The 19,308-nt window shown below is 60.2% G+C and carries 19 protein-coding genes; 12 read left to right on the top strand and 7 right to left on the bottom strand.

The genetic code is table 11. The features are described from left to right. The first annotated feature begins 6 nt into the window (after positions 1–6). The 3 genes from ACMXYJ_RS09580 to ACMXYJ_RS09570 all read left to right on the top strand — a co-directional run bounded on the left by ACMXYJ_RS09580 (position 7) and on the right by ACMXYJ_RS09570 (position 2,743). Entirely contained in the window at positions 7–684 is a 678-nt protein-coding gene (locus ACMXYJ_RS09580; RefSeq protein ID WP_027922300.1) for a response regulator transcription factor, read from the top strand. Positions 685–885: 201 nt separating this feature from the next. Beyond that, positions 886–1,335, top strand: coding sequence for an LTXXQ domain protein (locus tag ACMXYJ_RS09575; protein WP_415759613.1), 450 nt, complete (start codon positions 886–888; stop codon positions 1,333–1,335). A gap of 67 nt (positions 1,336–1,402) precedes the next feature. Further along, complete coding sequence (locus tag ACMXYJ_RS09570; RefSeq protein WP_415759612.1) at positions 1,403–2,743, top strand: sensor histidine kinase; 1,341 nt, start codon at positions 1,403–1,405, stop codon at positions 2,741–2,743. 106 nt (positions 2,744–2,849) lie between these two features. On the opposite strand, the gene ACMXYJ_RS09565 is transcribed toward ACMXYJ_RS09570, so the two are convergent. After that, positions 2,850–3,416 (bottom strand): NAD(P)H nitroreductase, encoded by a 567-nt coding sequence (locus ACMXYJ_RS09565; protein WP_415759610.1) that lies wholly within the window; start codon positions 3,414–3,416, stop codon positions 2,850–2,852. A 175-nt stretch (positions 3,417–3,591) separates the two neighbouring features. Between ACMXYJ_RS09565 and ACMXYJ_RS09560 the strand changes: the two genes are divergently transcribed. Beyond that, a complete protein-coding gene (locus ACMXYJ_RS09560) occupies positions 3,592–5,046 on the top strand; it encodes a TrkH family potassium uptake protein (protein WP_415759609.1) in 1,455 nt (484 codons plus the stop codon). On the opposite strand, the gene ACMXYJ_RS09555 is transcribed toward ACMXYJ_RS09560, so the two are convergent. After that, positions 5,003–6,064, bottom strand: coding sequence for an AraC family transcriptional regulator (locus ACMXYJ_RS09555; RefSeq protein WP_415759608.1), 1,062 nt, complete (start codon positions 6,062–6,064; stop codon positions 5,003–5,005). The two genes, ACMXYJ_RS09560 and ACMXYJ_RS09555, sit on opposite strands and share 44 nt — an antisense overlap. A gap of 160 nt (positions 6,065–6,224) precedes the next feature. Between ACMXYJ_RS09555 and ACMXYJ_RS09550 the strand changes: the two genes are divergently transcribed. Continuing rightward, complete coding sequence (locus tag ACMXYJ_RS09550; RefSeq protein WP_415759607.1) at positions 6,225–6,536, top strand: Mpo1-like protein; 312 nt, start codon at positions 6,225–6,227, stop codon at positions 6,534–6,536. Between the two features lie 27 nt (positions 6,537–6,563). Then, complete coding sequence (locus tag ACMXYJ_RS09545; RefSeq protein ID WP_415759606.1) at positions 6,564–7,154, top strand: HD domain-containing protein; 591 nt, start codon at positions 6,564–6,566, stop codon at positions 7,152–7,154. Positions 7,155–7,291: 137 nt separating this feature from the next. On the opposite strand, the gene ACMXYJ_RS09540 is transcribed toward ACMXYJ_RS09545, so the two are convergent. Beyond that, entirely contained in the window at positions 7,292–8,107 is an 816-nt protein-coding gene (locus ACMXYJ_RS09540) for a UDP-2,3-diacylglucosamine diphosphatase (RefSeq protein WP_201201647.1), read from the bottom strand. Positions 8,108–8,243: 136 nt separating this feature from the next. Here ACMXYJ_RS09540 and ACMXYJ_RS09535 point away from each other — a divergent pair, with 136 nt between their 5' ends. Both ACMXYJ_RS09535 and ACMXYJ_RS09530 read left to right on the top strand, forming a co-directional pair. After that, a complete protein-coding gene (locus ACMXYJ_RS09535; RefSeq protein ID WP_415759605.1) occupies positions 8,244–9,008 on the top strand; it encodes a helix-turn-helix transcriptional regulator in 765 nt (254 codons plus the stop codon). Between the two features lie 124 nt (positions 9,009–9,132). Then, positions 9,133–10,026: a DMT family transporter gene (locus tag ACMXYJ_RS09530; RefSeq protein ID WP_415759604.1), complete on the top strand. Its 894-nt coding sequence runs from the start codon at positions 9,133–9,135 to the stop codon at positions 10,024–10,026. Here ACMXYJ_RS09530 and ACMXYJ_RS09525 read toward each other — a convergent pair. The 4 genes from ACMXYJ_RS09525 to recQ all read right to left on the bottom strand — a co-directional run bounded on the left by ACMXYJ_RS09525 (position 10,020) and on the right by recQ (position 14,927). Further along, positions 10,020–10,307: a SelT/SelW/SelH family protein gene (locus tag ACMXYJ_RS09525; protein ID WP_033055915.1), complete on the bottom strand. Its 288-nt coding sequence runs from the start codon at positions 10,305–10,307 to the stop codon at positions 10,020–10,022. The two genes, ACMXYJ_RS09530 and ACMXYJ_RS09525, sit on opposite strands and share 7 nt — an antisense overlap. Before the next feature lie 32 nt (positions 10,308–10,339). Then, positions 10,340–12,118, bottom strand: a complete 1,779-nt coding sequence (locus tag ACMXYJ_RS09520; protein ID WP_415759603.1) for a FimV/HubP family polar landmark protein — start codon at positions 12,116–12,118, stop codon at positions 10,340–10,342. 128 nt (positions 12,119–12,246) lie between these two features. Continuing rightward, positions 12,247–12,681 carry a MarR family transcriptional regulator gene (locus ACMXYJ_RS09515; protein WP_415759602.1) on the bottom strand — a complete coding sequence of 145 codons (435 nt, stop codon included), beginning with the start codon at positions 12,679–12,681 and terminating at the stop codon, positions 12,247–12,249. Between the two features lie 119 nt (positions 12,682–12,800). Further along, on the bottom strand, positions 12,801–14,927 hold the full coding sequence (gene recQ, locus ACMXYJ_RS09510) for a DNA helicase RecQ (protein WP_095127824.1): 2,127 nt from the start codon (positions 14,925–14,927) through the stop codon (positions 12,801–12,803). Between the two features lie 412 nt (positions 14,928–15,339). Here recQ and ACMXYJ_RS09505 point away from each other — a divergent pair, with 412 nt between their 5' ends. From ACMXYJ_RS09505 to lapD, 4 genes are all read left to right on the top strand, one after another. Then, positions 15,340–15,927, top strand: a complete 588-nt coding sequence (locus ACMXYJ_RS09505) for a YecA family protein (protein ID WP_008156162.1) — start codon at positions 15,340–15,342, stop codon at positions 15,925–15,927. 10 nt (positions 15,928–15,937) lie between these two features. Further along, the gene (locus ACMXYJ_RS09500) at positions 15,938–16,333 is read left to right on the top strand and encodes a YbaN family protein (protein WP_415759601.1); all 396 of its coding nucleotides are present in this window, start codon (positions 15,938–15,940) and stop codon (positions 16,331–16,333) included. A gap of 173 nt (positions 16,334–16,506) precedes the next feature. Then, positions 16,507–17,214, top strand: coding sequence for a cysteine protease LapG (gene lapG / locus ACMXYJ_RS09495; RefSeq protein ID WP_415759600.1), 708 nt, complete (start codon positions 16,507–16,509; stop codon positions 17,212–17,214). 22 nt (positions 17,215–17,236) lie between these two features. Next, positions 17,237–19,177: a cyclic di-GMP receptor LapD gene (lapD, locus tag ACMXYJ_RS09490; protein WP_415759599.1), complete on the top strand. Its 1,941-nt coding sequence runs from the start codon at positions 17,237–17,239 to the stop codon at positions 19,175–19,177. The last annotated feature ends 131 nt before the right edge of the window (positions 19,178–19,308 follow it).

Here is a 19,308-nt window from a genome sequence, read left to right as displayed (position 1 = left end):
TGAGTCATGAGCGAGCTGTTATTAATTGATGATGACCAGGAGCTGTGTGAGCTCCTGAGCAGTTGGCTGAGCCAGGAAGGCTTCCAGGTCCGCGCCTGCCACGATGGCCAGAGCGCCCGTCGCGCACTGGCCGAAACGTCGCCGGCAGCCGTGGTACTGGACGTGATGCTGCCGGACGGCAGCGGCCTGGAGCTGCTCAAGCAATTGCGCAGCGATCACCCGGATTTGCCGGTGCTGATGCTCTCGGCTCGCGGCGAGCCGCTGGACCGCATCCTCGGCCTGGAACTCGGCGCCGACGATTACCTGGCCAAACCGTGCGACCCACGGGAACTGACGGCCCGCCTGCGCGCCGTACTGCGCCGCAGTCATCCGGCAGCAGTCTCCAGTCAACTCGAGTTGGGCGACCTGTGTTTCAGCCCGGTGCGCGGCGTGGTCAGCATCGATGAACAGGAATTCACTCTCACCGTTTCCGAAAGCCGTTTGCTCGAAGCCCTGCTCAAGCAACCCGGCGAGCCGCTGGACAAACAGGAACTGGCGCAAATCGCCCTCGGCCGCAAGCTGACGCTGTACGACCGCAGCCTGGACATGCACGTCAGCAACCTGCGCAAAAAGATCGGCCCGCACCCCGACGGCCGCCCACGCATCGTGGCCCTGCGCAGCCGCGGTTACTACTACAGCCTCTGAAACCCGACGCAAACCTTCGTAGCAGCCTCGCTGGGGCTCGACAGCTGCTACACCGGTCATGTTCGTCAGGGACATGGATTTGTCAGCAAGGTACAAAATCGTCTTTACCCAAGCTTTACGCTCCGCTGACCGCCGCTGACCTTGATCTCCGTAATCTGTACTCATCCGGAACGTACCGGGAACGAGACAAGGAGATTCACCATGCGCAAGACTCTTATCGCTCTGATGTTCGCTGCCGCCCTGCCGACCGTTGCCATGGCCATGCCTGAAGGTGCCGGCCCGATGGGTGGCCCGATGGACGGCTCACGCCATGGCGGTCAGATGCACGGCATGCACGGCAAAGGCCCGTACAGCCAGCTGGACCTGAGCCGCGAACAGCGTGAACAGATCCGCAAAATCATGGGCGAGCAGATGCACGAGCGTAAGCAAGTGGTCGACAAGTATCTGGAAAAACTCTCGCCAGCCGACCAGAAGGCCATGAAAGATGAAATGGCGGCCAACCACAAGAAAGCTGAAGCCAACGTGCGTGCCTTGCTGAAACCGGATCAACAGAAGCAATTCGACGAGATCCAGAAAAAACAGGCTGAGCGTCGCGCCGAATGGGCCGAGTTCAAGGCCTGGAAAGCGCAACAGCCGCAAAAGGCGCAATAATGTTCTAGCGTCATGTCACAGCCCAACGGTTGATCGCCGTTGGGCTTTCTTTGCTTGAGGATTTTCTGTGCGCTCATTGTTCTGGCGTATTCTGGCCAGCTTCTGGTTGGCCATCGCTCTGGTTGCAGGGCTTTCCATTCTGCTGGGGCATATGCTCAATCAGGACGCGTGGATTCTCAGTCGCCATCCCGGCCTCAATACCCTGGCCGAGCAGTGGACGCAAACCTACGAATCACAGGGTGAAGACGCGGCCCAGGACATTCTGGAACAGCGCAAGCGCCAGTATCACATCGACGTTCAAGTGCTCAACGAGAGCGGCGATCCGGTGGTGCGCGGTACGTTCCCACGCAGGGCGGCTGCCTTCGAAGCGCGACAGAACAACGATGATCGGCGCCTGCCGTGGCGTCGCTTGACGGCGGAGTACACCAGCGAAAAAACCGGTGACACCTACCTGCTGATTTATCGCATCCCGCACCCGGAACTTGATTCCTGGCACCGCGAAAGCCTGCTCTGGCCATTGAGTGCGCTGGGTATCGCGTTGGTGGTGCTGACCTTGTTCAGCCTGTTCGTGACGCTGTCCATTACTCGGCCACTCAACCGCTTGCGCGGCGCGGTGCATGACCTGGGGCAAACCACCTATCAACAAAACAGCCTGGTGAAACTGGCCAACCGGCGCGATGAGTTCGGCGTGCTGGCCAACGACTTCAACCGGATGGGCGCGCGTCTGCAAAGCTTGATCGGCAGCCAACGGCAGTTGCTGCGGGATGTGTCCCATGAGCTGCGTTCACCGCTTGCCCGGCTGCGCATTGCGTTGGCACTCGCCGAGCGGGCCAACCCTGAAGAACGGGAAAAACTCTGGCCGCGCCTCACTCGGGAGTGCGACCGACTGGAAGCGCTGATCAGCGAAATTCTGGTTCTGGCGCGGGTCGACGCCGACAACGCCAGCGCTGAAGAGGTTGATCTCAATGCGCTGCTCAACACTCTGCAAAAGGATGCTCAATTGGGTTCCCCGGAGCAGAACGTGCATCTTGAGGCCGAGCCGCAGCTGAACCTGAAAGGCTGGCCGACGATGATCGAGCGCGCCGTCGACAACCTGCTGCGCAATGCTCAGCGGTTCAACCCGGTGGGGCAATCGATTGAAATGCAGGCGGTGCGTCAGGGTGAGCGGATTGTGGTCAGTGTGCGTGACCATGGACCGGGCGTAGAGGCTGCGCATTTGAGCCAGTTGGGTGAGCCGTTCTATCGGGCGCCGGGGCAGTCGGCGGCTGGACATGGTTTGGGATTGGCGATTGCGCGCCGTGCGGCGGAGCGTCATGGCGGGAGTCTGGTGCTGGCTAATCATCCCGATGGCGGGTTTATCGCCAGCCTGGAATTGCCGTTGGTGCCGGGGGCCGTAGTCCAACCCTGAACCCTGTGGGAGCGAGCTTGCTCGCGATGGCGGTGTTACATTCAACATCAATATTGAATGACCCACCGCTATCGCGATCAAGCTCGCATCTATTTGATCGGTGTGGTCAGGACTTCCCCGGCCAGGCGCTGACAAACTCAGCCAGGTCGACTTTCTCCGCCACACGCGGTTCCTTCTGCGGCGTGCCAAGGTAAAGAAACGCAATCACCTCTTCCCCTTCCGCCAATCCCAAGCCCTTGGCCACATGTGCCGAATACGCCAGTTCACCCGTGCGCCACACCGCGCCAATCCCTTGCGCATAAGCCGCCAGCAAAATCCCGTGAGCCGCACAGCCCGCCGCCAGCAGTTGTTCGGACTTCGGATATTTAACGTGATCCTGCAACCGCGCGATCACCACAACCACCAGGGGGGCGCGCAGTGGACCGTTACGCGCCTTGTCCAACGCCGCCTCAGACACCTCACTGTCCTGCAGCTTCGCCGCTTCGGCCAGCAACTCGCCCATTTGCTCGCGCGCCGCGCCTTCGACTGTCAGGAAGCGCCAAGGCTGCAAGTGACCATGGTCTGGTGCTCGCATCGCGGCGCCAAACAGCACTTCGCGTTGGTCTGCGGTCGGTGCCGGTTCGAGCAGTCGTGGAACGGAAACACGGTTGAGCAAAGCGTCGAGAGCCTGCATCGGCCACCTCCTGAAAAAAATGTTTGGCTATTCTAGGGCCTGCCATCAATTATTGCCTGCGCCGCACAGGCAATAATTGATGGCAGGCCCTGCAACTGCGCAGGCGGCGCCGGTTTACATGCCCTGCCCCGCAGGTAGAATGGCGCCCTTCCCTATTTCAGCCCGAGCGGACTTCATGGCGTTGCCGACCTTACGGATTATTGGTTTCATCATCGGCATCTTCCTGATCACGCTGGCCATCGCCATGGTCGTGCCCATGGCCACCCTGGTGATTTTCGACCGCACCAGCGACCTGCCGTCGTTCCTCTGGGCGAGCATGATTACCTTCGTCGCGGGTTTGGCCCTGGTCATCCCCGGCCGTCCCGAACACATTCACCTGCGCCCGCGAGACATGTATTTGCTGACGGTCAGCAGCTGGCTGGTGGTGTGCATCTTCGCCGCGCTTCCGTTCCTGCTGACCCAGCACATCAGCTACACCGACTCGTTCTTCGAAAGCATGTCCGGCATTACCGCCACCGGGGCGACAGTGCTCAGCGGCCTGGACACCATGTCCCCCGGCATCCTGATGTGGCGCTCGTTGCTGCACTGGCTCGGCGGCATCGGCTTTATCGGCATGGCGGTAGCGATTCTGCCGCTGCTGCGCATCGGTGGCATGCGGCTGTTTCAGACCGAGTCGTCAGACCGTTCCGAAAAAGTCATGCCCCGCTCGCACATGGTGGCGCGTTTGATCGTTGCGGCCTACGTCGGCATCACCATTATCGGCAGCCTGGCGTTCTGGTGGGCCGGGATGAGCCCGTTCGATGCGATCAACCACGCGATGTCGGCGATTTCCACCGGGGGTTTCTCAACGTCCGACCAGTCTCTGGCCAAGTGGCCGGAGCCTGCGGTGCATTGGGTTGCGATTGTCATCATGATTCTCGGCGCTCTGCCGTTCACCCTGTATGTAGCGACCTTGCGCGGTAACCGCAAAGCACTGATCAAGGATGAACAGGTTCAGGGGCTGATCGGCATGTTGCTGGTGACCTGGCTGGTGCTCGGCACCTGGTATTGGTGGACTACCCAGCTGCATTGGCTGGAGGCACTGCGGCATGTGGCGCTGAACGTGACCTCGGTGGTAACGACCACAGGATTTGCGCTGGGGGACTACAGCCTCTGGGGCAACTTCTCGCTGATGCTGTTCTTCTATCTGGGTTTTGTCGGCGGCTGTTCGGGCTCGACCGCCGGCGGGATCAAGATTTTCCGCTTCCAGGTCGCGTACATCCTGCTCAAGGCCAACCTTAACCAGCTGATTCACCCGCGCGCGGTGATCAAGCAGAAGTACAACGGTCACCGCCTCGACGAAGAGATCGTGCGTTCGATTCTGACCTTTTCTTTCTTCTTCGCCATCACCATCTGCGTGATCGCGCTGCTGTTGTCGCTGCTCGGCGTGGACTGGATGACCGCTCTCACCGGCGCGGCAGCCACGGTGTCCGGCGTCGGTCCGGGACTGGGCGAGACGATTGGCCCGGCGGGCAACTTTGCCACCCTGCCGGACGCCGCCAAGTGGATTCTCTCGTTCGGCATGCTGCTGGGCCGACTCGAGATCATTACGGTGTTTGTTCTGTGTATTCCGGCGTTCTGGCGTCACTGACAGGCGCAGGCGCGCCCATCATCCGCGTCCGGTACTCGCCGGGGGTGGCATCGAACCAGCGTCGGAAGGCACGGAAGAAGTTGCTCGGATCGGCAAACCCCAGCAGGTAAGCAATTTCCAGCAGGGTCATGGTCGGCTGCGCCAGGTATTGCTCGGCCAGTTCACGCCGGGTGTCGTCCAGCAACGTCTGAAAACTTGTGCCCTCTTCCTGCAAACGTCGCTGCAAGGTGCGTTGCGACAGGTGCAGCGTCTGCGCCACGGTGTCGCGCTTGGGTTCGCCCTGGGGCAGCAAACGACACAGCACCTGTCGCGCCTTGTGGGTCACGCGACTCTCGGAAAACCGCGCCAGGTACTCACCGGCAAACCGGTCATGCAACAGCGCCATCGCCTCATTGGCAGTAGGCAGCGGTGCCTCCATGTCAGCACGTTCGAAGATCAAGGCGTCATAAGGCGCGTTGAACACCAAAGGCGCATGGAAGGCTTGTTTATAGGGTTCGAGATCGACGGGTTCATCGCCCTGCACCAGCACCTTGCGCGGTTGCAGGGTGCGCCCGGTCAACCAGCCGCACAGCGCCAGGGCACAGGCCAGTGACGCTTCGGCGCTCTGCCGGGTCGGTGGCAGATGGTCGCCGTGGACCGTCAGAATCAGCGCGTAGCCTTCTTCCAACAATCGAAAACTCAGGTCGGCACTTTCCGCAATGATCCGCTGATAACGCACCAGCCGTTGAAAGCCTTCGGCCAGGGTCTGGCTGGACATCAAGGCGTAGCCCGCCACATGAAAGGAGGCCGGTCGCACCACCTTGCCCATGTTCAGGCCAATCGCCGGGTTGCCGGACAGCTCAACCGCGCGCTGCCACAGGCGTGTCATGGAATCTTGCGGGAAGCGCGCGTCCGGATCATCCAGCGCCGCGTAGTCGAGCCCCAGCTGCTTGAACAGTACCCGGCAATCCAGGCCGTCCATCTCCAGTGCTTTGACAATCCCCATCGCCCAGCTTGCAGAAGTCGTTCGTTCGCTCATGTCGTCCACTTACATGATGAGCCGCATGCTACGGCCAATTTCCGAAGGATACTAAAGTGGCGCCCATTGTCACTGGCTGATGCCAATGATCACTCTAGACTCAAATAAGCTACCCGCAGAACATCTTGCAGTCAGAACAATAACCACAGAGATCGCAGTCGTGGAAAACATCAGACGTTTCAACAGCTTCGCTGAGTTCTACCCGTATTACCTCAGCGAACACAGCAACAGTACCTGCCGACGATTGCACTTTATCGGCACGACGCTGGTTATTTTCGTTTTGGCCCTGACCATCGGCAAAGGCGCCTGGCTGCTGTTATGGGCCCTTCCGCTGGCGGGTTACAGCTTCGCCTGGGCCGGGCATTTCTTCTTCGAGAAGAACCGTCCCGCGACCTTTCAACATCCGTTTTACAGCCTGCTCGGCGATTTCGTCATGTACCGAGACATGATTCTGGGTCGCGTGCCGTTCTAGATGCAATGAACCACAGGAGGACAGCCGATGAATGCCAACGCCCGGTTCACCCACATGCAGGACGGCACGCAGGAAGACTGGGCGATCATCGCCGCAGACTTCAGTGCCTATGCGAGGCAATTGCCGACACGGATTGTGGCGCACCTGAAATTACTGGAGGGTGATTTTGGCGGCTTCCCGGTGGATCGTCTGACCCATTCCCTGCAAACCGCCAGCCGTGCCTGGCGTGATGGCCGCGATGAAGAATACGTAGTCTGCGCGCTGCTTCACGACATCGGCGACACCTTGGGTTCCTACAACCACCCGGACATCGCTGCGGCGATTCTCAAGCCGTTCGTCAGCGCCGAGAACCTGTGGATGGTCGAGAAACACGGAATTTTCCAGGGGTATTACTTCTTTCATCATCTAGGGATGGACCGGCATTTGCGCGAGCAATTCAGCGGGCATCCGCAGTACCAGGCGACCATTGAGTTTTGCGCCAAATATGACGCCGCGGCGTTTGATCCGGCGTATGACACGCTGCCGCTGAGCTTCTTTGAACCGATGATGGAACGGTTGTTTGCACACCCCAAGCATTCAATTTACAAGACGGCGATGGAAGAACATTCACCAGCCTGAAAACTGCTAGGGACTGCTGCGCAGTCCATTCGCGAGCAGGCTCACTCCCACAGGTGACCGAGTTGTTTCAGGAAAACACGATCAAAAATGTGGGAGCGAGCTTGCTCGCGATAGGGCCAGACCAGACACCCTGATTTTTAGGCGGGCTCTGCAACCTTGACGGCTTTCAACTCCGCCTCCCGCGCCTGGGCATCCGCCAATCGATACAACTCGATCGATCCGTCCCAATGCTCGATCAGCGCGGTGCACGACTCCACCCAATCCCCGCAATTGAGGTAATCCACTCCGCCGACCTTGCGAATCTCGGCATGGTGAATGTGCCCGCACACCACGCCGTGCAACTCGCGTTTGACGCACTCGTGAGCGATGGCTTCTTCGAAATCGCTGATGAAGCTGACCGCGGTTTTGACCTTGTGCTTGAGGTACGCCGACAGCGACCAGTAACCGTAGCCATAACGGGCGCGCCAATGGTTGAGCCAGCGGTTGAGGGTCAGGGTGAATTCGTAGGCCGAGTCACCGAGAAAGGCCAACCAGCGGTGATAGCGGGTGATCACGTCAAACTGATCGCCGTGGATCACCAGCAGATGCCGGCCATCGGCGGTCACGTGCACCGCTTCATCCACCAATTGGATATTGCCCAGAATCAGCTTCGAATAGCGGCGCAAAAATTCGTCGTGGTTGCCGGTGACGTAGATCACCTCGGTGCCGCGCTTGCTCATGGTCAGCAGGCGGCGGATCACATTCGTGTGCGCCTGCGGCCAGTACATGCCGCCGCGCAGCTTCCAGCCATCGATGATGTCGCCGACCAGGTAGATCTTGTCCGCGTGGTAGCCCTTGAGAAACTGCGACAGGTGTTCGGCCTGGCAATCCCGGGTGCCCAGATGCACGTCGGAAATCCACAAGGTTCGCACACGTTGCTTACGACTGGGTTTGGCGAGCTCGGCGCTGGTCATGGGCAACCCTCTGGAAAAGTTTTTGCAACTTTGCGCCGGTCGGGTTAATTGCCCATGACAGTGGCGAGTCAGTCCTGTGACAGCGCCCCACGTTTGCCCTCGGTGTAGACTGGCAGCCTTGCCCGGGAGACCTGCGATGAGACCGATCCTCACGCTACGCCAATACACGCATGACCTGATCGTCCACAGTCACGACCACGCGCAACTGGTGTTCGGGCTGTCGGGTGCGCTGGATTTCGAGGTCGACGGGCATGGCAGCCAGGTAGTCCAGCAGAGTTTCGTGGTGGTGCCGTCCGGTTTCCATCACGCCTGCGGTAGTGCCAATGGCAGCCGTTGCCTGGTGCTGGATGTGCCCAGCGACCAATGGGTTTCTCAGTCTCTTGGTGAACACGCCGAGGCCAGCCGTCGTTTGCTCGACAACGCCGGTCGCCTGCCGCTGGACGCCGGGCAAAGCCAATTGGTCAGCTGGTTGGCGGGCAGTCAGGTCAGCGATCCACTGATCGCGCAACAAGGCGCGGTGTTGTTGCTGGCCAGCCTCAACAATGCCAAACCCGAGATCGTCGGTGGCCGGCGCCTGCCTTATGCGGCGCTGAATTCGCACATCGATCAATACGCAGCCTACCCGCTTCAAGTCGCCGATCTGGCGCGCATCGCCGGTCTGTCCAGCGCTCGGCTGCATGCACGGTTCGTTGCTGAATGCGGGCAGACGCCGATGGATTACATCCGCAGTCGACGTTTGCACATGGCCGTGGGCTTGTTGCGGGATTCGGCGCTGCCGATCGGCGAGATTGCCAGTCGGGTCGGTTACAGTTCGCAGAGCGCCTTCGCGGCGGCGGTGCTGCGGGAGTTCGGTGCCTCACCCGGCAAATTGCGGCGCGAGGTTGGCGACAAAAGGCAATAGTTTGCCGACAGACACAACAGGGCATTGCACGATTAAATGGAACAGCTGGCGAAGCCTGCGTCCGGCTGCTACAGGGGACGGCGTTGTCTCCGGCCTGGTTTTATACGTTTTGTTAAGGATTGCAATGACTCCCCGTACCGCCCTTGGCGCCCTGCATATCGGCGCACTGATGTTCGGCTTGACCGGTGTGTTCGGCAAACTGGCTGCCGCCTCCCCCGCCGTCATCGTCTTCGGGCGTGCCGCGTTCGCCGTGCTGGCGTTAGCCGTTTTTGCGCGGTTCGCCAGCACGACTCGCTGGCAGAAACTCGAGGCTGTGGACTGGCGCCGACTGTTGCTCAGCGGCTTACTGCTGGCCGGACACTGGGTGAGTTTTTTCATCGCTGTGAAGGTCGCAGGCGTGGCAATCGCGACCCTGGGTTTCGCCAGCTTCCCGGCGTTTACCGTGATCCTCGAAGGGTTGATCTTCCGCGAGCGAATTCGCGCCAACGAAATCCTGCTGGTGGTGCTGGTCAGTGTCGGGCTGGTGCTGGTCACCCCTGATTTCGATCTGGCCAGCGGCGCCACAATGGGTCTGCTGTGGGCGGTGGGTTCAGGTTTGCTGTTCTCTCTGCTGTCGCTGACCAACCGCGCCAGCTCTGGGCGAATCCCGGCGGTGCAGGCTGCGCTGTGTCAGAACGTGGTGGTCGCGTTGTGCCTGTTACCGGTGGCGGCACCGCAGTTGAGCGAAGTGCGCGCCATCGACTGGCTGTGGATCGGTCTGCTCGGGGTGTTCTGCACCGGCGTCGCTCACAGTCTGTTTGTCGCCAGCCTGGCAGTGATCAAGGCGCGAACCGCGGCAGTGGTGTTCGCCATGGAGCCGATTTACGGTATCACCGTGGCCTGGCTGCTGTTTGATGAAAACCCGACACTGCGCATGCTGATCGGTGGCGCGCTGATCATCGTGGCGATCGTGGTCTCCAGCCGACTCTCGGGCGGCTCAAGCAAGAAGACCGTTGCGGCAGAAGCCGCCTCTCACTGAGTGCGGTCGTTGTGCCCCAGATCGCGGTCCGGATCAATTTGATCGCGGACCCGCTGCTTCAGCACTTTGGCCTCCGGGAAACCGCCATCAGCCTTGCGCTCCCAGATCTGCACATCGTCACAGAAAATGTGAAACACCCCACCGGTGCCGGGCACCAGCGACACCTTGCCCAGGTCGTCACCGAAGGTGCTGAGTAGTTCCTGGGCCAGCCAAGCCGCACGCAACAGCCACTGGCATTGCGTGCAATACGTGATGATGATTTCCGGTTTGCGTGCAGTCATGATCGGCGAAACTCCTGAGCCAGAGGGCGCCGCTATGATAGCCCGGCGAGCAGGTTCCGGGCGGTCTGCTTCAGCGGCTCGTTACCTTCCTTGAGCAACTCGTTGAGCAGTTCGATGGCGCTGTCCACATCGCCATCATCAATGCAGGTCTGGGCTTGTTCGAGTTTGTCGGCGCTGCTTGGCTCGGCCGGTTCCAGGTTCAGCGGTTCCAGTTCCAGCGACTGGCCGGGATCGCTGAACTCGTTGAGAAAGGTGTCATCCAGAGACTGAGAGTCTGGCTCTGCGACCCATTCAAGTTCGGGCTCGTCCAGCGTCGAGTCGTCGGGCATTTCAAACACCTCGGGCAAGACGTGCAGGTTTGAGACAAACGGCGGCTCGACCGGTGCGGATTCGCTCGATGGCTTCGAGGCGGTCGGCGAGTGCTCAAAAGGGCTGATCAAGTCCCAACTCGAATCCATCGACAGGTCATCCAGGTTCAACTGAAATTCATCCCTGGGCGCTGCTTCGGGTATCGCAGCCTTGGAGAGAGTGATCGGCGCTGCGACGGTCAACGCTACCGCACTGCTCAATTTCGGGTGTCGGGTGCGAATACTCTGAAGTTCTTGCAGGTCGTATCCGGCGTCACGCAGGATGTTTTCCTGTGCTTCATAGGCAGGCACGTCACCCTGTTTACCCAAGACTTCCAACAGCTGAACGGCCAGATCCGTGCGGTGCGGCTCCTTGATCAGCGCCTCTCGCAACAAACCGGCCGCTTCGGAAAAACGGCCATAGGCCAGATAGATATCAACCCCTTCAAGCACATCGCCTGCAGGCGACTCTTCACCCGATTCAGTTGCCGGTTGCAACTCGGAAGATTGGATAACCGGTTCTGCAGTGCGATTGAGCACCGGTTCATGCCGTGACGGCAAAACAGCTAAAGCATCGGGCAATGCCTGACCCTGTTGTCGTTGACGCCGAACGAACACCCCCAGCAACACCAGAGCCACCACCGCCAACAACCCGCCGATCAGCCCCCAGTTGGTAGCCTCAGGCTCTTCAACAATGGCCGGCGCGGGAGCCACAACGGCGGGTGCAACCGGCTCCACCGCTGCGGTCTTGATTTCCGCCAATTGGGTTTGCAGTTCAGTCATCTGCTTTTTCTGACCGGCGACCTGCTCCTCCTGGGCCTGGAGTTTCGCAGTCAATTCATCGATGGTTGCTTGCAGCTGCTGGTTTCGCAGCACGCTGGCGGCCAGTTGTTCGGCAACGGGATCACTCACAGGCGCTGCGGCAGGAGGGGGTGGCGACTTTTTGCTTTTCACCGCAGGAGGCTTCGCAACAGCCGGCTCAACCGTTGGGAATCCAGAGGGCTGAACGTCGGTCACCGGTTCGTCAGTGACGAGAACAATCCCCGGCGAACCCGGCGGATCGATTAGCACCGTGTACTCGCGCAGCACACGCCCGTTGGGCTGATTGAGCTGCACCAGGAAATTCAGGAAAGGTTCATTGACCGGTTTGCTGGAGCTCACCCGAATCAGGCTGCGGTTGCCCCGCAGGATCGGGGTGAATTTCAGATTATTGAGGAAGAACACCCGATCGATGCCGGCGCGGCTGAACTCCTCCGCTGTCGCCAGGCTGACCGAGAGCTCGCCCTCCTCCAGACCGGCGGCATCTTCCAGGGCGATGTCAGCGCGCAACGGCTGATTCAGCGCCGAATGCAGGGTGATATCACCCAAGCCCAACGCGGGCGCCAATGCCGAGTAAGTGACAGCACCACCGACCAGAAGCAGCCTGGCGCAACACCGTAAAGCCACGTGCCAACTCTCGAGCATGAGCATCCCTTAGATAACCAGAACCATCTTGTACGCGTTCGCACATCCGGTACGAACACGATATTGCCAAGTAGTTCTTTATAGTCTGCCCAACGGGGTATCTCAAAAGTCCAGGGAGCGTTTATGCCTCAAGACTTTTCCAGGTTGGCCAGAATGTGCCCGTGGACACGCATGCAGATCTTCAAATCCGCCTCATCGACGCCTTCGAACAACTCATGGCGCAGTTGGGTGGCAATGGTTTCAATTTGTTCGATCAAGGGACGCGCCGGAGCGCAGAGGACGATTTTCTTCGCCCGGCGGTCTTCCAGCACCGATTGACGTTGCACCAGTCCCTGGCCTTCGAGGCTGTCGAGCAGACGAGCCAGGGTCGGCCCTTCAACGCCGACGCTCTGCGCCAGTTCACGTTGGGTCGGGGCATCATCAAAACGCGCCAGGTGCAGCAGCACCAGCCAGCGCGCCTGGGACAGCCCCAGGCCAGCCAGACGGCGGTCCAGTTCGGCACGCCAGCCGCGCGACATCTGGGCCAGTTGCATGCCAAAGCGGTGTTGGTCGGTTAACGGCATAAAACACTCATGATTAGACTGAAATAAAGAAAAACTAATTATTAGTCAGCTAAGCATGACCCTTGGCCAGAGGCAAGGCTTGCTCTGTACTGAATCGTTACATCTATGTGGCAGATCACCTAAATCTCGAATTCGGATTGCAGCGCCGCCCGAACACAGTACAAAACGCCTTCCGGCACTCTCCCGGCGAACAGCGCGGTAATCTCCGACACCGGCGGTAATTCGCCCTCGCCGTCGAGGAACGCGTCCTGGATTTCACCCATCAACTCTTCGGGCAGATCCAGCGCTTGCTCCAGCGACAACTGCTGCTTGCCAATCGCTTCGGCGAGCAGGGTGTAGACGTTCTTTTCCGAGCATTGCAGCTGACCGGCGATCTGCAACGGTGTCATGCCGGCGCGGGCCAGGGTGATCAGTTCGTGGCGCAGGTCGGCCACCACTTTCGGCGCCTCGACTTGCCCGCCGAGGACTTCGAGGAAGGCCTCGCCGTAACGCTCCAGCTTGCGCGCGCCAACGCCGCTGACCGTGGCCATTTCCGACAGCGAGGTCGGTTGGCTGCGGAGCATTTCCAGTAGTGTCGAGTCGGGGAAGATGACGTACGGCGGCACACCATGCTCTTCGGCGAGTTTGCGACGCAGGGCGCGCAAGGCTTCCCACTGTTCGCGTTCTTCGCCGCGAACCAGTTGGCTCGCCTGGCTCTTGCTGCTTTTGGCCGTGGTTTGCGGCTTGAGGTCGCGGCGCAGCTCAAGAGTCACTTCGCCCTTGAGCAGCGGTCGGCAGGTGTCACTCAGGCGCAGGCCGCCGTAGCCTTCGAGGTCGATGTCTGCCAGACCGCGGGCAACCAGCTGACGGAACAAGGAGCGCCATTCGCTCTCTCCCATCGCCTTGCCTACACCAAATACCGACAGATGTTGATGGCCGAAGTTGCGGACCTTTTCGTTGTCCTTGCCCAGCAATACATCGACCAAATGCCCGACGCCGTAGCGCTGGCCGGTGCGGTAGATCGCCGAAAGCGCCTGACGGGCCGGCTCGGTGGCATCCCAGGTCTGCACGCCATCGACGCAGTTGTCGCAATGGCCGCATGGCTCGGGCATGTCTTCGTCGAAGTAGGCCAGCAGCGTCTGGCGACGGCAGCGGGTTTCTTCGCAGAGCGAGAGCATGGCGTCGAGCTTGTGCTGCTCCAGACGCTTGTGGCGCTCATCGCCCTCGGAGTTCTGCAACATCTGCTTGAGCATCACCACATCTTGCAGGCCGTAAGCCATCCAGGCGTCTGCCGGCAGGCCGTCTCGGCCGCCGCGACCGGTTTCCTGGTAGTAAGCCTCAAGGGATTTTGGCAAGTCGAGGTGAGCGACAAAGCGCACGTTAGGCTTGTCGATGCCCATGCCGAACGCCACGGTGGCGACCATGATCAGGCCTTCCTCGTTGAGGAAACGCTTCTGGTGGTGGGCCCGGGTATCGTTGGGCAGACCGGCGTGGTACGGCAGCGCCGGGAAGCCTTGCTCGCTGAGGAACACCGCCACTTCGTCGACTTTCTTGCGCGACAGGCAATAGACGATGCCGGCATCGCTGCGCCGCTCGGCGAGGAACGCCAGCAACTGCTTGCGCGGCTGCTCTTTGGGCACGATGCGATAGAAAATGTTGGGGCGGTCGAAACTCGACAGGAAACGCTCGGCATCCTGAAGATGAAGGCGGTCGACGATTTCTTCCCGGGTACGCTTGTCGGCGGTCGCGGTCAGGGCGATACGCGGGACGTTGGGGAACAATTCCGCCAACTGGCCCAATTGCAGGTATTCGCGGCGGAAGTCGTGGCCCCATTGGGACACGCAGTGGGCTTCGTCGATGGCGAACAGGGAAATTTCAAGACTTTGCAGGAACGCCAGCATCCGTGGCTGAACCAGACGCTCGGGCGCGAGATAAAGCATTTTCACTTCACCGCGCTTGATCCGTGCCGCCAGATCGCGCTGCTGCTCGGCGCTGAGCGTGGAGTTCAATGCCGCCGCCGCGACGCCCAGCTCTTCGAGGGTGGCGACCTGGTCGTCCATCAGGGCGATCAGCGGCGACACCACCACCGCCAGGCCTTCGCGCAATAGCGCCGGCACCTGGAAACACAAGGACTTGCCGCCACCGGTAGGCATCAGCACCAGGGCGTCGCCGCCACTGGCCACGCGCTCAATGATTGCACCCTGACGGCCACGGAAACTGTCGTAGCCGAAGATGTCCTTGAGGACGCGTTGAGCCTGTTCGAGCATAGAAACTCCAAAAATCACAAAAACATCCCTGCAAGGCTGGTTCAGAACCACGAAGGCTGCACCGACAAATCGTAAGTGCGCATTGCATGACGCTTCACATTTCAGCCGCGACGCCAGCAGGGCATCACAAAACGCGCGAGTATACCCGAGCCCTCCCTTGCGCAGGGCACCACTGATAAGACACATGAACCCAATGCCATGAAGACCCCTGTAGGAGTGAGCCTGCTCGCGATAGCGGCGCTACATTCAAAATCAGAGTTGACTGGCCCACCGCTATCGCGAGCAGGTTCACTCCCACAGAGATTGCAGGGTTGCCTGTTCTTGTGAGGGCTCAAAAATGCCGCGCGGCTGGCCCAAGCGCTCAAGAAGGCCTAGAATTCCCGCATCTGTTAATTCCCAAGGTAGCCCTTTAATGTCCTTCGCTGAGCAACTAACCCGCCTGCAAGTCTTCCTCGACGCCGACGAGCTGCATGACGAGGCGCTGGACTACGTGGCCGCCCACGGCTACCTCACTGCGCTGTCGATCTGTTCCGAAACCGTTCCCGACCGTGAATGGATCGACGCCCTCTTCGCCGAAGAGCCGCATTACGCCGACGACACCGAGCGTGAAGCAATTGAATCCACCCTGCTGGCCCTCAAGGCTCACATCGCACGCCAACTGGCGTCCGATGAAGAGTTCGAGCTGCCTTGCGACCTGGACCTGGGCGAAGAGCCGGATGACTCCGACCTGCGCGGCTGGTGTATCGGCTTCATGGAAGGCGTGTTCCTGCGCGAAGCAGCCTGGTTCGAAACCGCCGAAGACGAAGTCAGCGAAATGCTGCTGCCGATCATGGTCGGTTCGGGCCTGTTCGACGAACAGCCTGAGTTCGAAGACATCGCCAAAGACGCCAACCTGATGGACGACATGATCGTGCAGATCCCGGAAGCCCTGACTGCGTTGTATCTGCTGTGCCAAGCGCCAGACGAAAAACCGGCGATTCTCAAGCCTCGTCACCACTAAGGTTTTGCCTATGGACAACCCCATAGGCAACCGCTCCCTGATGTTGCGTTACGTGCTGTTGGCCATCGGCTGGTTGAGCGTAGCGCTGGGGGTGATCGGGATTTTCCTGCCGGTATTGCCCACCACGCCCTTCCTGCTGCTGGCGGCCGCCTGCTTCGCCCGCAGTTCGCCGCGTTTCTATCATTGGCTGGTTGAACATCCGCGGCTTGGGCCGTGGGTTCGCGATTACCTGAGCGGCAACGGCATCCCGCTCAAGGGTAAGGTCTACGCCATCAGCCTGATGTGGGCGAGCATCCTGCTTTCCTGCTACCTGGTGCCCCTGCCGTGGGCGCGGGGGTTCATGCTGACCAGCGCGGTGCTGGTGACGGTTTACATCCTCCGGCAGAAAACCCTGCGCAAATCTTGATATTCAAGCGCACCCGATAAAGATCGCAGCCTTCGGCAGCTCCTACATTGGATGGCGTACACCCTGTAGGAGCTGCCGAAGGCTGCGATCTTTTGCTTTGTAGGCCGACGATCTGTCCTGCCTGGCTGAAAACACCGCCTAGACTTCAGGCATCTGCACCCGAGCGGCCAGACATGTCCCGCAGTCCGCGTAGTCCAGGATGGTCAACGCTCCGACTTCGGCTCGGCGGATGGCTGTTGCTGATCACTTTTCTGTTGGCCGGGCTGGGCAGTGTCGGGGCCAACTGGAGTTTTACGCAGATTCTGCAAACTGCCGAAAATCGCTACGGCACCCTTGGCCAGGGACGGGGAAGGATCGAGGCCTGGAGTCAGATGCTGCAAAGCGAAGTCAACGCCCCCGAGCGCGAGCAACTGAACGCGGTCAATCGCTTCTTCAATCAGCAGCTGAGCTTTCTGGACGACACCCGCATCTGGCATCAGACCGATTACTGGGCCACGCCCGTCGAATCCCTGATCAAGGGTGCCGCTGATTGCGAGGACTACGCACTGGCGAAATATTTCAGCCTGCGCTACCTGGGAATTCCCAGCGAAAAACTGCGCATCACCTACGTGAAAGCCCTGACCCAGAACCAGGCGCACATGGTGCTGACTTTCTACAACAGCCCCACGGCTGATCCGCTGGTGCTGGACAACTTGATCGGCGAGGTCCGTCCCGCCTCCCAACGCAAAGACTTGCTGCCGGTGTACGCCTTCAACGCAGAAGGCCTGTACTTGCCGGGAGCCAATGGCGGCAAACGCAGCAGCGACTCGAAAAAACTGTCGCGCTGGCAGGACGTACTAAAAAAGATGCAGGCCGAAGGGTTCGCCGTGGGCGACGGCTAGCCACCTGAGCAAGGAGCGATTTATGTCACTGCGTAAACAGTTGTTTCTCGCCATCTGCCTGTTCCTGCTGGTGGCGTTCAGCGGCAGTTTTTTTGTCAGCCTGGAAAGCTCTCGCGACCAGATGCTCGGCCAGTTGCGCTCCCACGCCCAGGACGCCGCCACCGCGTTGGGTTTGTCGTTGACGGCGCAAATCGATGACCCGGCCATGATCGAATTGATGGTCAGCTCGATTTTCGACAGCGGTTACTTCAGCAGTATTCGAATCATCAACATTGAGGATGCGCAGGTGCTGGTCGAGCGCAGTGCGCCGGGGCAAATCGACGGCGTTCCCGCCTGGTTCGTGAACCTGGTCAACCTGCACCCACCCGGTGGCGAAGCGCTGATCATGCGCGGCTGGGTCCAGGCGGCACGGGTTGAAGTGCTGAGCAATCCGCAGTTTGCCCTGGCCAAACTCTGGGACAGCACCCTCGGCAGCCTGATCTGGTTGCTGGTGTGCGGCCTGCTCAGTGCCGTGTTTGGAGGCTGGTTGCTGCGCCGGCAATTTCGTCCACTCGACACCATGGTCAAACAGGCCGAAGCCATCAGCAAACGCGAGTTCCTCAGCCTGCCGAAACTGCCGCGCACACCGGAGTTGAAACGCGTGGTATTGGCCATGAACCAGATGGTCGAGAAGCTCAAGGCGCTGTTCGCCGAAGAGGTCGCACGCAGTGAAAAGCTGCGGATCGAGTCCTATCAGGACAGCCTTACAGGCCTGGCCAATCGACGTTTGCTGGATGAAGAACTGGCCGATGAGTTGCTGGTCTCCGAGCAGAGCAGCGACGGCCATTTGCTGATGCTGCGGATCAACGATCTGGTCGGTCTCAACCAACGCTTGGGCGGCCAGCGCACCGATGCGCTGATCAGTGCCGTCGGTGAATTGCTCAAACGCCTGACCCAGCCACCGGAACGTCGCACCTGGCTTGCAGCGCGCAATCGCGGCGGTGAATTCAGCCTGCTGACGCCAGGCCTGGACAGCACCGACGCCGCACGCCTGGCCTGCGAAATCAGCGCCACCCTGGAAAACCTGCGCCTGACCGGCGCCAGCGACGCCATGCCGGTGGCGCATTTGGGGATCGCCCCTTACCACCCCGGTGAGCCGGCCAGTGACGTGCTGACGCGACTGGATCAGGCGTTGACCGAAGCCCGGCAACATCCCGAGCGCCCGTGGGTCCACTTGGCCGATTCCATCACCGCACCAAACCCTTCCCAGAACGACTGGCAAACCTGGATCGACGACGCCCTGAACCAAGGCAAGATGCAGTTGTATTTCCAGCCGGTGGTGCAATGCGCCGACACCAGCCAGGTGCTGCATCACAAAGTTCTCGCGCGCCTGCTCGACCCACAGGGCGAGGCGATAGCCGCCGGGCAGTTCCTGCCGTGGATCGAGCGACTCGGCTGGTCGGCGCGGTTCGACCTGGCCATGCTCGAAGCCACCCTCGACTACCTCATCGTCAATCGTTGGCCGCTGGCGTTGAGCCTGTCCGGCAGCACCCTGCGCGATCCAGCGCAGCTGCAACACATCCTCGACATGCTCGAATCGCTGCCCGAACTCGCCCCCCTGCTGATTCTGGAAATCGACGAACGCCAACTGCCCCCTCAGGAAGAACTGCAACGCCTTAGCCACAGCCTGCTCACCACCGGTTACCGCATTGGTCTGCAGCATTTCGGCGGCAGCTTCGGCCAGATCGGCAACCTGACTCAACTGGGGCTGGCTTACTTGAAAATCGATGGGGCGTACATCCGTCACATTGATGAGCAGAGTGATAAACGGCTATTTATCGAAGCGATATTTCGGGCGACGAACAGCATTGATTTGCCATTGATTGCGGAGATGGTGGAAACCAAAGGAGAGCTGGAAGTGATCCGGGAGTTGGGGTTGTTTGGGGTGATGGGCCGGTTGATTGGGCCGCCGGAGCCTATGTAAGGGGGGCGACCGCTCGTCTTAAACCTGTGTGTACCTGTCAGATATGACAGTAGGCAAACACTCACGCCGACTATCTAATCCATCCCTATCGGTGCCGCCCATTCGGGAAGCCGGGCGCCTCTTATGGAAGG

The sequence above is a fragment of the Pseudomonas arabinosi genome (genome assembly GCF_047758675.1).
Lineage (GTDB): Bacteria > Pseudomonadota > Gammaproteobacteria > Pseudomonadales > Pseudomonadaceae > Aquipseudomonas > Aquipseudomonas arabinosi.
The sequence above is the reverse complement of the archived record's forward strand: the minus strand, read 5'-3'. Positions and strand labels throughout refer to the sequence as shown.